Here is a 14,111-nt window from a genome sequence, read left to right as displayed (position 1 = left end):
AGAGGGGACTGATTGGGGGATGCTCACGAGATACAGCGACCTGTTCGATTTGCACCGAATCCATAATCGCCACGATCTTTCGGGTCGATGTCCAGCGTCAGACACCACGGTCAGCTCCCTCTCCCTCCGGGAGAGGGCTGGGGTGAGGGAAAGCGGCTCACTCAACCCTCAATCTGCCGCAACCGCTTATAAAGCGTATTGCGGCTCACCCCCAACCGCCGCGCCAAATGCGAAATATTGCCCCCGGAAGCCTTCAGCTCCCGGTTCAGCGCCTCGACATCGTTCAGATCAATCCCTAACGGGGCGCAGGTCTCCACCGGCTCCATCTCCAGATCGACAAAAAAATCATCCGGCAAATGCTCCGGCCTTACTGGCTGCTCCTCGGCCATGGCCAGCGCCACCTGCATCACGCTACTGACCTGACGCAAGTTCCCCGGCCACGGATGCCGATCAAACAACTCAAGCACTTCCTGACTCAATCCCGCCCATTGCGTCGGCTCGCGATGCTGCTCCCACAAGCGTTTAAACAACGCCTCTTTATCACTGCGCTCCCGAAGCGGCGGCAATTCCAGCGTCAATCCACCAATGCGGTAATACAAATCCTCCCTGAACCGGCCCAATTGCACTTGTTCGCGCAAGGAACGATTAGTCGCCGAGATAATCCGCAAATCCACCGCAAACAACTCGCTGCTGCCCACCGGTTGCACACAACGCTCCTGCAAAACCCGCAGCAACCGCGCTTGTGTTGGCAGCGGCATGTCGCCGATTTCATCAAGAAACAGCGTGCCTTTGTCAGCCTTGCGTATCAGGCCAATGCTGCCTTTCTGATTGGCTCCAGTGAACGCGCCTTTCTCGTAGCCGAACAGTTCGGATTCGACCAGTTCGGCGGGGATCGCTGCGCAGTTGACGGCGATGAAGGCCTGTTTGCTGCGCGAGCTGGCTTGATGCAGGGCTTTGACGAAGACTTCCTTGCCGACGCCGGTTTCGCCGTGGATCAGCAGTGGAATGTCTTTCTCCAACAGCCGTTCCGCCTGGCGCACGGCTTTTTCAACGCGACTGTCACCGAAGTGCAAGGTGTTGAGGCTGATGCCCGACGGTGCGGTCGCTTTGGCCTCCGCGATAAACACCCGTGGCTGAACCAACGCCTGCTTCGGCCGTTTCAATAGACACTGAAAGCGGTTGCGCCCAGAAGTCTGCAAGGCAAACGGCAGATCATCCGGCTGATTGAGCAACTCCAGCAGCGACACATTAAACAAACTCTCAACACTGACCCGCGACAAGCGCACACCGAGCAGATTATCCGCCCGACGATTGGCCGACAGCACTTGCCCGCTCTCATCAAAAATCAACAACCCGGCCCACTGGCTGTCGAGGTTGTTCAGCCCGGTATTGAAAGTCAGTTGAAAATGCTGACCATGGAACAGGTTGAGGATCAGCCGGTTTTCCACGGTCTGGCTCATCATCTTGACCATGCCCAAGGTGTGCGAGGGCGGTAGATAACTGTCGCTGGACACATCGAGCACGGCAATCACCTTGCGCTCGGCATCGAAAATCGGCGCGGCGGAACCGGTCATAAAGCGGTTGGCCTTGAGGAAGTGTTCATCGTGTTCGATGTGTACCGCTTGTTCGCACGCCAGTGCCGTTCCGATCGCGTTGGTGCCGCTGCATCGCTCCATCCAGCTCGCACCGGCCTGAAACCCCCTGGCCAGATTCGGCTCGATAAAGCGCTGCGTGCCCCACGATGTCAGCACCTGGCCCTGATTGTCGGCGAGCATGATCAGGCAGTTGGAATTGCTCAGGATGTTTTCGTAATAGGGCAGGACTTCCTGATGCGTGGTTTGCACCAGTGAATGATGGCGGTCGAGCAGGTGCATGATGCCGGCGGCGGGGAGTTGGTCGAAGGCCGGGGTGCTTTGGTGATCAAGACCAAACGCGCGGCAACGTTGCCAGGACGTCTGGACGATCGCGTCGTGGGACAGCGGCGGGGCAGGTGCGGCCATGGCAGTCAGCCTCTGATGTAGCGATTTTTATTGTTGTTATGGGCCCGATCTTTGGAACGACACAATTCAACTGTGGGAGCGGGCTTGCTCGCGAATGCGGTGTGTCATTCAACTGATTCAGTGACTGATACTCCGCTTTCGCGAGCAAGCCCGCTCCCACAGGGGATCTCTATCGCATTCGAGATTGGGTAAAAAGCGTTCATAGAGTGTTGTTCACTATTGTTCATTGTCAATCGCCCGACTGTTCAAATGTGTTCAGCAATGAACGCCCAATCCCTGCGTTTTCAACGATTTTCACGACTAATCAATCACTTGCCATTTCTGGCACGAAACTCGCTCCCGTGCACAGGTCGCTTGACTCCAATAATAAAAAGGCCGAGCCATGTCACTCACCCTGGAGCACGTCAGCCGCACCGTCGAGGGCCAGACCTGGATCGACGATGCCTGCCTGAAATTCGAAGCCGGTTCGTTCAACGTTTTGCTCGGTCGCACCCTGTCCGGCAAAACCAGCCTCATGCGCTTGATGGCTGGTCTGGACAAGCCCGACAGCGGTCGCATCCTGATGAACGGCGTTGACGTCACCCAACGCCCGGTGCGCCTGCGCAACGTGTCGATGGTCTATCAGCAGTTCATCAATTACCCGACCATGACCGTGTTCGAGAACATCGCCTCGCCGCTGCGCCAGGCCGGTGTGTCGAAAGAGATCATCCACAGCAAAGTGCAAGAAACCGCGAAGATGCTGCGCATCGAGAAGTTTCTGCAGCGCTATCCGCTGGAGTTGTCCGGCGGCCAACAGCAACGCACGGCCATGGCTCGCGCGCTGGTCAAGGATGCCGAGCTGATCCTGTTCGATGAACCGCTGGTCAACCTCGATTACAAACTGCGCGAAGAACTGCGCCAGGAAATGCGCGAGCTATTCAAGGCGCGCCACACCATTGCGATTTACGCCACCACCGAGCCCAACGAAGCGCTGGCCCTCGGCGGCACCACGACCATTCTTCACGAAGGCCGGGTGATTCAGAGCGGCCCGTCCACGTCGGTGTATCATCAGCCACAAACCGTGCTCGCTGCCGAATTGTTCTCCGAACCACCGATCAACCTGATGCCGGGGCGCATCGCCGGCAACGAAGTCAGCTTCGCCAATTTTGTGCACTTCCCGTTAAACGTCGATTTGCGCCCGGTGGGCGAGGGCGAGTTCCGTTTTGGCGTGCGCCCCAGCCATATCTCGCTGGTGCCTAGCAATGATGACGACCTCGAACTGGCGGTTACCGTCGAAGTCGCCGAGATCAGCGGTTCGGAAACCTTCCTGCACGTGCGCAACGAGCATTTCCTGCTGGTGCTGCACCTGCCCGGCGTTCACGAATACGACGTCGATGCGCCGATCCGCATTTACATCCCGACCCACAAACTGTTCGTTTTCGATGCGCAGGGCCGTCTGGTGCAAGCACCGGGCCGGCGTGTCGCGAGGGTTGCCTGATGGCCGAAATCCGATTGCAGCACCTCGCCCACAGCTACAGCAAAACCCCGGGCGGCGCGGAGGATTACGCGATCCGCGAGATGGATCACGTCTGGGAGCAGGGCGGCGCCTATGCCTTGCTCGGGCCGTCGGGTTGCGGCAAGTCAACCTTGCTCAACATCATTTCCGGCCTGCTCAGCCCCTCGCAGGGCCACGTCTTGTTCGACGGCAAAGCGGTCAACGACCTGACGCCAGAGAAGCGCAACATCGCTCAGGTTTTCCAGTTTCCGGTGGTCTACGACACCATGACCGTGTTCGATAACTTGGCTTTCCCCCTGCGAAATCAGGGCATGGCCGAGGCGAAAGTGCACAGCAAGGTGCAGGAAATTGCCGAAGTCCTCGACCTGCAAAACCTCCTGAGCAAGAAGGCGCGCAACCTCACCGCCGACGAAAAACAGAAAGTCTCGATGGGCCGTGGTCTGGTGCGCGATGACGTTTCCGCGATCCTTTTCGACGAGCCGCTGACGGTGATCGACCCGCACCTGAAGTGGAAACTGCGGCGCAAGCTCAAGCAGATCCACGAGCAGTTCAACATCACCATGGTCTACGTCACCCACGATCAACTGGAGGCTTCGACCTTCGCCGACAAGATCGCGGTGATGTACGGCGGCCAGATTGTGCAGTTCGGCACGCCACGGGAATTGTTCGAACGGCCGAGCCACACCTTTGTCGGCTATTTCATCGGCAGCCCGGGAATGAACCTGATCGAGGTGCAGCCACAACCCGGCGGCGTCGGTTTCGCCTCGACGCACTTGCCGTTGTCCGACGCCATGCAGCGACATATCGAACACGGCCAGTGGAAAAATCTGAAGGTCGGTATCCGCCCGGAGTTTATTCACGTGTGGGACGAGCCGTTTGATGACGCGATGCAGGCAAACGTCGTACACGTCGAAGACCTCGGCACCTACAAGATCATGACCCTCGACCTCGACGGCGCGCCTTTGAAAGTGCGTCTGGCCGAAGACAAACCGGTGCCGCAGGGCACCGCGTACATCAGTTTTCCGGCGCAGTGGCTGATGGTTTATGCCGATGAGTTTCTGCTAGAAGCCGACAGCAGCGAGGTGCAGCCATGAACAAGGTGCAGAACAACAAGGCCTGGTGGCTGGTGTTGCCGGTGTTCCTGCTGGTGGCGTTCAGTGCGGTGATCCCGATGATGACCGTGGTCAACTATTCGGTGCAGGACATCTTCGACCAGTCCAGCCGCTACTTTGTCGGTGCCGACTGGTACAAGCAAGTGCTGCTGGACCCGCGTCTGCACGACTCGTTGCTGCGTCAGTTCATCTACTCGGCGTGCGTGTTGTTGATTGAAATTCCGCTGGGCATTGCCGTCGCGTTGACCATGCCGACCAAGGGCCGCTGGTCGTCGGTGGTGCTGATCATTCTGGCGATTCCGCTGCTGATTCCGTGGAACGTGGTCGGCACCATCTGGCAGATTTTCGGCCGTGCCGACATTGGTTTGTTGGGTTCAAGCCTCAACGCGATGGGCATCAGCTACAACTACGCGGCCAACACAATGGACGCCTGGGTAACGGTGCTGGTGATGGATGTCTGGCACTGGACTTCACTGGTTGCGTTGCTGTGCTTCTCCGGATTGCGCGCGATTCCCGATGTGTATTACCAAGCGGCGCGCATCGATCGAGCCTCAGCCTGGGCGGTGTTCAGGCACATCCAATTGCCCAAGCTGAAAAGCGTGTTGCTGATCGCGGTGATGCTGCGCTTCATGGACAGTTTCATGATTTACACCGAGCCGTTCGTGCTCACCGGCGGCGGGCCGGGCAATGCCACGACCTTCTTGAGTCAGACGTTGACCCAGATGGCCGTAGGGCAATTCGACCTCGGTCCGGCAGCGGCGTTTTCGCTGGTGTACTTCCTGATCATCCTGTTGGTGTCCTGGCTGTTCTACACCGCCATGACGCACTCCGACGCCAACCGCTGAGGCCCGGCCATGAGCAAACGTCTTACCCCTATGAAAAAAGTGATCCCATTGCTGGTGTACATCCTGTTCCTGCTGGTGCCGATCTACTGGCTGCTGAACATGTCCTTCAAGAGCAACACCGAAATCCTCGGCGGTCTGACGCTTTTCCCACAGGACTTTACGCTGGCGAACTACAAAGTGATCTTCACCGATCCGAGTTGGTACAACGGCTATCTCAACTCGCTGTATTACGTGAGCCTGAACACGGTGATCTCGTTGAGTGTGGCGCTGCCGGCGGCCTATGCGTTTTCGCGCTACCGTTTTCTTGGCGACAAGCATCTGTTCTTCTGGCTACTGACCAACCGTATGGCGCCACCGGCGGTGTTTTTGCTGCCGTTCTTCCAGTTGTATTCGTCTATTGGGCTGTTCGACACGCACATCGCCGTGGCCTTGGCGCACTGCCTGTTCAACGTGCCGCTGGCGGTGTGGATTCTCGAAGGTTTCATGTCCGGCGTGCCCAAGGAAATCGATGAAACCGCCTACATCGACGGCTACAGTTTCCCCAAGTTCTTCGTGAAGATTTTCATTCCGCTGATCGGCTCCGGTATCGGCGTCACGGCGTTTTTCTGCTTCATGTTTTCCTGGGTCGAACTGCTGCTGGCGCGCACGTTGACCTCGGTAAACGCCAAGCCGATCGCGGCGGTGATGACGCGCACGGTTTCAGCATCGGGTATCGATTGGGGCGTGCTGGCGGCGGCGGGGGTGTTGACCATTCTGCCGGGCATGCTGGTGATCTGGTTTGTTCGCAACCACGTGGCCAAGGGCTTTGCCCTCGGTCGGGTCTGAGGAACTGATGATGGAATGGATGAGTTGGACCACACCCACCGCAGCATTTTTCATCGTCATCGGTCTGCTGCTGGTCGGCATGACCACGTGGGAATTGCGTTCGCCGAGCATCTTGCGGCGAGGTTTTCTACCGATTGCCACCACCCGTGGCGATCGTTTGTTTATCGGTCTTCTCGGCAGCGCCTACCTGCATTTGCTGGTGATCGGCGCCACCGACTGGAGCATCTGGGTGGCGTCCGCGTTGTCCCTGGTGTGGCTGTTGGCTGTGATGCGTTGGGGCTAGTCGAGTCAATCGGCAACCGTGCTCCGAAATCCTAAACAGGAGGTCTCTATGTTCGACAAAAACAATAAGCTGCGACATAGCATTTCATTGGCAGCCATGCTGGCACTCAGCGGTTTGAGCGCCGCCGCGTGGGCCGATGCCTACGAAGACGCGGCGAAAAAATGGATCGGCAGTGAATTCAAACCGTCGACCCTGACGGCTGAACAGCAGCTCGAAGAATTGAAGTGGTTCATCAAGGCCGCCGAGCCGTTTCGCGGTATGGAAATCAAGGTCGTTTCCGAGACCCTGACCACCCACGAATACGAGTCGAAAGTGCTTGCCAAGGCCTTCACCGAAATCACCGGGATCAAGCTCACCCACGACCTGCTGCAAGAAGGCGACGTGGTCGAGAAAATGCAGACGGTGATGCAGTCCGACAAGAATATCTATGACGGCTGGGTCAACGACTCGGACCTGATCGGTACGCACTTTCGCTACGGTAAAACCGAATCGATCACCGACTTGATGGCCAACGAAGGCAAGAACTTCACCTCGCCGACGCTCGACATCAAGGACTTCATCGGCATCTCGTTCACCACCGCGCCGGACGGCAAGATCTATCAACTGCCTGACCAGCAATTCGCCAACCTTTACTGGTTCCGCGCTGACTGGTTTGAACGCGCTGACCTGAAAGCCAAGTTCAAAGAAAAGTACGGCTACGAATTGGGCGTGCCGGTGAACTGGTCGGCCTATGAAGACATCGCCAAATTCTTCAGCGAAGACGTCAAGGAAATCGACGGCAAGCGCGTTTACGGGCACATGGATTACGGCAAGAAAGACCCGTCGCTGGGCTGGCGCTTCACCGATGCCTGGTTCTCCATGGCCGGTGGCGGCGACAAGGGTTTGCCCAACGGTTTGCCGGTGGACGAATGGGGGATTCGTGTTGAGGACTGCCATCCGGTCGGTTCCAGTGTGACCCGTGGCGGCGACACCAACGGCCCGGCCGCTGTATTCGCTACGCAAAAATATGTCGATTGGCTGAAGGCTTACGCGCCACCGGAAGCGGCGGGCATGACCTTCTCCGAATCTGGGCCAGTGCCGTCGCAGGGCAATATCGCGCAGCAGATTTTCTGGTACACCGCGTTTACCGCCGACATGACCAAACCGGGTCTGCCGGTGGTCAACGCCGACGGCACGCCGAAGTGGCGGATGGCGCCATCGCCGCGCGGGCCGTATTGGGAGGAGGGCATGAAGCTCGGGTATCAGGACGTGGGTTCGTGGACGTTCATGAAGTCGACGCCTGAGAAGCAGAAACTGGCGGCGTGGTTGTATGCGCAGTTTGTGACGTCGAAAACCGTTTCGCTGAAGAAAACCATTGTCGGGCTGACGCCGATTCGTGAGTCGGACATCAACTCGCAGGCGATGACTGATCTGGCGCCGAAGTTGGGTGGTCTGGTTGAGTTTTATCGCAGCCCGGCGCGGGTGCAGTGGACGCCGACCGGGACTAACGTGCCGGACTATCCGCGTCTGGCGCAGTTGTGGTGGAGTCATATTGCTGAGGCGGCGAGTGGTGAGAAGACGCCGCAGCAGGCGCTGGATGGGTTGGCCAAGGATCAGGATGCGATCATGACGCGTCTGGAGCGTTCGAAGGCGCAGGCGGTGTGTGCGCCGAAGATGAATCCGGAGCGGGATGCGCAGTATTGGTTTGATCAGCCGGGGGCGCCGAAGCCTAAGTTGGCGAATGAGAAGCCTAAGGGGGAGACGGTGAGTTATAACGAGCTGCTGAAATCTTGGGCGGATGCGCGGAAATGATATTGGGCGTGTGATAGGTGAACGGCATCGGGAGGTGCCGTTTTTTTTTGGCTGGTGGTGTACATATCCGTTGCTGCGGGGGGGGCTGATTAGGGTTCCGCCCTTACGGCGGGTCACTTTTGGCAAACGCCCCAAAAGTAACCAAAAGGTCTGTGCCCTGACGTCCGGCCCTCGCTAAGGCTCGGGTTCCTTCGCTCCGGGTTCATCCGGGGGCATCGCCTACGGTTTGCTTCGCTGCACCTCCTCTCGATGCTTTCCCCGTATGAATCCCTCCACTCAGCCTCCCGACGGGCTCTAAGATCAAAATCAAAAGCTTGTCGAGCTTGCGCTCATCCTGTGTAGGAGCTGCCGAAGGCTGCGATCTGTTGATCTTGCTTTTGTAGGAGCTGAGCTTGCTCGCGAAAGCGGCCTCACATTCAACAACGAAATCAACTGACCCACCGCATTCGCGAGCAAGCCCGCTCCCACAGGTTTTTGCAGTGTTCACAAAATTTGGGTACGCCACAAACCACTGTGGGAGCGGGCTTGCTCGCGAAGGCGGTCTGCCATTCAACGACGAAATCAACTGACCCACCGCTTTCGCCAGCAGACTGGCTCCCACATTTTTCTGCGATGACCACAGACTCCGCGCACGCCGCAAATCACTGTGGGAGCTTGCCTGCAAGCGATTGCGGTCTACCATTCAACATCGAAATCAACTGACCCACCGCCATCGCTGGCAAGCCGGCTCTCACAGGTTTTTGCAGTGTTCACAAAATTTGGGTACGCCACAAACCACTGTGGGAGCGGGCTTGCTCGCGAATGCGGTCTGCCATTCAACATCGAAATCAACTGACCCACCGCTATCGCTTGCAAGCCATCTGCCCTGAGGCTTCTGGGGTATCAGGTCAAACCAAAACAGCCAGGTCGGTGTACCGAGCAACCAAAGGATCAGCCGTGAGCAACTTCATCGGTTCGGTCATTGCTGTGGCCACGATAATGCGGTCAAACGGATCCCGGTGATGGTGCTCAAGATCCTTCACGGCGATGGCGTGTTCTGCAGTCACCGGCAGTTCGATAAAGCCGCTATCAAGGCAAGATTGGCGGACTTCTTCCTGATCAACATTCAGCTTGCCGAGCCCGACCTTGATCGCCATTTCCCAAAAGGTGGCGGCGCTGATGTAGACATCGGCAGCGTTCTCAATCAGTTTTCTGGCTTTGCCGGACAGTCTCGCGTCATCACTGAGCGTCCAGAGCAAAATGTGCGTGTCGAGCAGAAGCCTCATGCTTGAGTGCCCTCAAATGCATCAAGCATGTCATCGGGCAATGGTGAGTCGAAATCGTCGGGCAACACCAGTTTGCCTTTCATTGCGCCAATTCGCTGTGCGCTGGGTTTTCCTACGGGAACGAGGCGAGCCATCGCTCGGCCATGCTTGGCAATCGTAATGACTTTGCCAGCAGCGGCATCATCGACGAGTTTGGATAAATTGTTTTTTGCTTCAGCCAGCGGAACGATGATCATCGGCTCACCCCTGTATTCTGGACAAATATAGCCAGAATATTTCAGCACTGCCAATTCATAGACTTCTTCAGCCCATTCGCAAACGATATCCCTGTTCATTTTTTGCCTCTCGTCGATATTCCATCTGCCAAGGCCACCACCATAGAACTACCTACTCAAATCTGGCTGTAGGGCAAAACGGAGGTTGCGGCGAGAGCTTTCGGTGTTTGCGTAGGGACGGGAGCAAACCGGTAAAAAGTCGTACGAAAATATCGACCGACACGACCTCCGAAAATCTATGTAGGCGCTGCCGCAGGCTGCGATCTTTTGATCTTGATCTAAAAAACAAGAGCAAAAGATCGCAGCCTGCGGCAACTCCTACAGGGATGATTCGGTGGTGGGGAAGCCCAGGCGGAACACCGTCATCACCCCCGGCAAGCTCTTCACCTCCGCCACCCCCTGATGCAGGCTCATGATCGAGCGCACGATCGCCAACCCCAGCCCGGTGCTGCCCTGCGTTCTTGAGCGGCTGCTATCGACTCGGTAGAAGCGGTCAAACAGATACGGCAAATGCTGCGCCTCGATCCCGGCGCCGGGATTGCTCACTAGCAACGACGTCTGCGTCGCACCTTGTTCTATCAACAACGTGACGGTTTTCCCGTTCGGGCAGTGCCGCAAAGCATTCGACAACAAATTCGAAATCGCCCGCTGAATCATCAGCCGATCACCCAGCACCGTCGCGCTCCCGACCACGTTCAAATGAATGCCCTTATCCTGCGCCGACAATGAAAACATCTCCGCCACCTTCGTCACTTCAACCTCCAGTGCCACCGATTCAAACGGCGCCAGCGCCGACGGATGACTCACTTGCGCCAGAAACAACATGTCGGAAACGATCCGCGCCACGCGCTCCAGTTCTTCGGTGCACGACACCAGCACATCCTTGTATTCCTCAACGCTGCGTTCGCGTGAGAGCGTCACTTGCGCCTTGCCCATCAGGTTATTGATCGGCGTGCGCAGTTCATGCGCCAGGTCGTCGGAGAACTGCGATAACTGCTGCACCCCGGCATCCAGTCGATGCAGCATGAAGTTGATGCCCTGCGCCAATTCACTGAGCTCCTGCGGCATGTTCACCACCGACAGGCGATGATCGAGATCCTGGGTCGAGACCATCGCCGCGACTTTGCGAAATTCGCGCATCGGCGCCAGTCCGCGTTGTACCGCGCCCCACGCCATGAGGCCGATGAATACCAGCAACAACGGCAAGGCAATCAGCGTCGAGCGCAAGTAGGCGCTGAGTAACGCCTCGTCGTGGGCGTTATCCACCGACAGCAGCACCGGCACGCTGTTGCCGTCCTTGAGGCGAATCAGTTTCGAGGCAGTGAGGAATTTCTTCCCTTCCGCGTCGGTGCTGTCGCTGTAGGTCAACTGATCTGTGGTGGCGCGAACCGCTTTCAATTCAACCCGTGGCTCGGCCAGTCCCGAGCCGGATTTGAGCAGCGGAGAACGCTGATTCAAGCGGTCATAAATCGTCAGCGTGAGGTTGTCATGGCCCATCACCTGATCGAGCAAAATATGTGGTTTACCGCTGATTTCAATGGCGTCGACGTACAGCGACAGGCTGTGCTCGACCTGTTGCATCTTCTTTTCCAGACTGTCTCTGGAAAGCGCGTTCAACTCATGGGTCAGGGCGAAATAGGCAAGGATCGCCAGAAACACCACCAGCAGCGCGCCGAGAATGCTCACCGTCAAACCGAGGCGCATCGACAGGCTGGCCGGTTTCATTCGCGCGCCTCCAGCACGTAGCCGACACCGCGCAGGGTGTGGATCAGTTTGCTGTCGAACGGGTCGTCGATTTTTGCGCGCAAGCGGCGGATCGACACTTCGACCACATTGGTGTCGCAGTCGAAATTCATGTCCCACACCAGCGAGATGATTTGCGTGCGCGTCAGCACTTCGCCGGACTGGCGCATCAGCAGGTGCAGCAGGGCGAATTCCTTGGTGGTCAGGTCGATGCGTTGCTCGCCACGGAATGCGCGATGGCGGCCCGGGTCGAGTTCCAGATCGGCGACTTTCAGCACCTGTGGCAGCGGAATGTTTTCGCTGCGACGCATCAAGGTGCGTACCCGCGCGAGCAGTTCGGGGAATTCGAACGGCTTGACCAGATAGTCATCGGCACCCAGATCGAGGCCACGAATCTTGTCGGCCAGACGTCCGCGCGCGGTGAGCATCATCACCCGCGTGGCGTGGGTTTTGCGCAGTTGTTCCAGCACGCCCCAGCCGTCCAGTTCGGGCAGGTTCACATCGAGAATAATCAGGTCATAGGCCTGTTGTTGCGCCAGGTGCAAACCATCGGCGCCGGTGGCGGCGTGGTCAACCACATATCCACTTTCGGTCAATCCCTGATGCAAGTATTCGGCAGCTTTAAGCTCGTCCTCGACGACAAGGATTCGCATGATCTTTCACCACTTATATTTAATGGGTATTTAATTACAAAGGGCCCTCACCCTAGCCCTCTCCCAGAGGTAGAGGGGATTGAATGGGGGATATTTCAGAACTACGCCGACGTGAAAAAGCTCTGATGAATCCATAATCGACTTGATGTAACAGGTCGTTAAATAACGCCAGACAACTCGGTCTGCTCCCTCTACCTCCGGGAGAGGGCTGGGGTGAGGAGAAGTCGCACAATAAAGGTTGTAGTGGCTACAGGGTCAACCGCCAAGCGCTTTAAAACGGCCATCTGCGACGGCCTGTCGCAGCACAAACTGCAAAACCCCCATGACATTGATTTACACAAGTGCTGTTCAGCAGATATCTAACTCGCATTTGTTTCCATGTATTACGACAACAGCGTTCGCACTTCGCATCCTAGAACAAAACAACTAGTTCAAACCGTGGATAACGGATTTGTAATGTTCCAGTCACCTTGTCGATAAGTTCAAAACCCTACCGTGGCGGCATCAAAGATTCTTGAATAAAGGAAGTCTGCCATTGCCCGGTTTAATTGAACTGACGGCGCGATCACGCCTGCAAAAAACACTCGGCGGCCTGCTGTTACTGGCCAGTGCCAGCCTGGCGAATGCCTCGACGCTGACGCTGGATCAAGCCCTGCAAAGCGCCTTCGCCGGTAACCCCGATCTGGCCGCCGCGCAGTGGGAAATCGGCATTGCCGAAGGTGATCGTGTGCAGGCTGGTTTGATCCCCAATCCCGAAGTTTCCTGGGAGGCCGAAGACACTCGCCGCGATTCGCGCACCACGACGATCATGCTCAGCCAGCCGATCGAACTGGGTGGCAAACGCGGTGCACGGATCGACGTCGCCAGCCGCGCGCAGGACGCCGCCGGCATCGAACTGGAGCGCAAGCGCAATGCCTTGCGCGCCGATGTGATTCAAGCGTTCAACAGTGCGCAAACCGCACAGCAGCGCCTGGATCTGTCTCGGCAATCGCTGCAACTCGCCGAGAAGGGTTTGCGCGTGGCTGACGGGCGCATTGAGGCCGGTAAATCGTCGCCGGTTGAAGGCACGCGGGCGCAAGTGCAGCTCTCGGAAGTGCGCCTAGAAGTGAGCCGCGCCGAGCGTGATCAGGCCAACGCTTATCAAAAATTGGCGCAGGTGATGGGCGCGCCTCTGCCGGCATCGACCAAGGTGCAGGCACCGACGAAAAGCCTGATGGCTGTTCCGCCGCCGACAAGATTGCTAGAGCGCCTGAACGAGACCGCTGAACTGCGTCTGGCCAAATTGCAGATTGATCAGCGTGAAGCCTCATTGGGATTGGAGAAGTCCCAGCGCATCCCCGATCTGACCGTAAGCCTCGGCAGCCAATACAGCGAAACCGAGCGCGAGCGCGTCAACGTGGTCGGGCTGTCGATGCCGATTCCGTTGTTCAACCGCAATCAGGGCAATGTGCTCGCGGCTGCGCGCCGCACCGATCAGGCACGGGATCTGCGTAACGCCACCGAACTGCGTTTGCGCACCGAAATCCAGACCAGTCTTGAGCAATGGCAGACCGCCAACGGCGAAGTCACAGCGTTCAACCAGACCATCCTGCCCGCCGCGCAACGTGCCGTCGACAGCGCCACGCGCGGCTTTGAAATGGGCAAGTTCGGCTTCCTCGATGTGCTCGATGCGCAGCGCACGCTGATCGCCGCGCGCAGCCAATACATCCAGGCCGTCAGTGAGGCCACCGACGCCCGCGTACGCATCGAACGGATCTTCGGCGAGCTCGCCGTCAGCCCTTGAATTTCATCTTTTTGAGCACTGCGCGATGGCACGGCGCAGAG

12 protein-coding genes are annotated in these 14,111 nt (G+C 57.7%); 7 read left to right on the top strand and 5 right to left on the bottom strand.

What is annotated here, in order from left to right; all coding sequences use genetic code 11:
* Window positions 1–161: 161 nt before the first annotated feature.
* Window positions 162–2,000, bottom strand: a complete 1,839-nt coding sequence (locus tag GVL50_RS15040) for a sigma-54-dependent Fis family transcriptional regulator (RefSeq protein WP_159813921.1) — start codon at window positions 1,998–2,000, stop codon at window positions 162–164.
* Between the two features lie 382 nt (window positions 2,001–2,382).
* On the opposite strand from GVL50_RS15040, the gene GVL50_RS15035 reads away from it, so the two are divergent.
* From GVL50_RS15035 to GVL50_RS15010, 6 genes are read left to right on the top strand one after another with little or no spacing between them, the layout of a single operon-like run.
* Entirely contained in the window at window positions 2,383–3,477 is a 1,095-nt protein-coding gene (locus tag GVL50_RS15035) for an ABC transporter ATP-binding protein (protein WP_064117772.1), read from the top strand.
* On the top strand, window positions 3,477–4,589 hold the full coding sequence (locus GVL50_RS15030; protein WP_159813919.1) for an ABC transporter ATP-binding protein: 1,113 nt from the start codon (window positions 3,477–3,479) through the stop codon (window positions 4,587–4,589). Before GVL50_RS15035 ends, GVL50_RS15030 begins: the two co-directional genes overlap by 1 nt.
* Window positions 4,586–5,452 (top strand): carbohydrate ABC transporter permease, encoded by an 867-nt coding sequence (locus GVL50_RS15025; protein ID WP_007912484.1) that lies wholly within the window; start codon window positions 4,586–4,588, stop codon window positions 5,450–5,452. Before GVL50_RS15030 ends, GVL50_RS15025 begins: the two co-directional genes overlap by 4 nt.
* A gap of 30 nt (window positions 5,453–5,482) precedes the next feature.
* A complete protein-coding gene (locus GVL50_RS15020; RefSeq protein WP_371926003.1) occupies window positions 5,483–6,277 on the top strand; it encodes a carbohydrate ABC transporter permease in 795 nt (264 codons plus the stop codon).
* A gap of 10 nt (window positions 6,278–6,287) precedes the next feature.
* On the top strand, window positions 6,288–6,560 hold the full coding sequence (locus GVL50_RS15015; protein ID WP_053121664.1) for a DUF2160 domain-containing protein: 273 nt from the start codon (window positions 6,288–6,290) through the stop codon (window positions 6,558–6,560).
* A gap of 48 nt (window positions 6,561–6,608) precedes the next feature.
* Window positions 6,609–8,351: an ABC transporter substrate-binding protein gene (locus tag GVL50_RS15010; RefSeq protein ID WP_053121662.1), complete on the top strand. Its 1,743-nt coding sequence runs from the start codon at window positions 6,609–6,611 to the stop codon at window positions 8,349–8,351.
* A gap of 887 nt (window positions 8,352–9,238) precedes the next feature.
* Here GVL50_RS15010 and GVL50_RS15005 read toward each other — a convergent pair.
* From GVL50_RS15005 to GVL50_RS14990, 4 genes are all read right to left on the bottom strand, one after another.
* Entirely contained in the window at window positions 9,239–9,616 is a 378-nt protein-coding gene (locus GVL50_RS15005) for a type II toxin-antitoxin system VapC family toxin (protein ID WP_159813916.1), read from the bottom strand.
* A complete protein-coding gene (locus GVL50_RS15000) occupies window positions 9,613–9,951 on the bottom strand; it encodes a type II toxin-antitoxin system Phd/YefM family antitoxin (RefSeq protein ID WP_256671872.1) in 339 nt (112 codons plus the stop codon). Before GVL50_RS15000 ends, GVL50_RS15005 begins: the two co-directional genes overlap by 4 nt.
* A gap of 258 nt (window positions 9,952–10,209) precedes the next feature.
* Window positions 10,210–11,616, bottom strand: a complete 1,407-nt coding sequence (locus GVL50_RS14995) for a heavy metal sensor histidine kinase (protein ID WP_159813914.1) — start codon at window positions 11,614–11,616, stop codon at window positions 10,210–10,212.
* Complete coding sequence (locus GVL50_RS14990; RefSeq protein WP_053121655.1) at window positions 11,613–12,287, bottom strand: heavy metal response regulator transcription factor; 675 nt, start codon at window positions 12,285–12,287, stop codon at window positions 11,613–11,615. Before GVL50_RS14990 ends, GVL50_RS14995 begins: the two co-directional genes overlap by 4 nt.
* Window positions 12,288–12,822: 535 nt before the next feature.
* On the opposite strand from GVL50_RS14990, the gene GVL50_RS14985 reads away from it, so the two are divergent.
* Window positions 12,823–14,070, top strand: a complete 1,248-nt coding sequence (locus tag GVL50_RS14985) for a TolC family protein (RefSeq protein ID WP_159813912.1) — start codon at window positions 12,823–12,825, stop codon at window positions 14,068–14,070.
* The last annotated feature ends 41 nt before the right edge of the window (window positions 14,071–14,111 follow it).

The sequence above is a fragment of the Pseudomonas sp. 18058 genome (assembly GCF_902706155.1).
GTDB classification, from domain to species: domain Bacteria; phylum Pseudomonadota; class Gammaproteobacteria; order Pseudomonadales; family Pseudomonadaceae; genus Aquipseudomonas; species Aquipseudomonas rustica.
This window is presented reverse-complemented; position numbering and strand designations above follow the sequence as displayed.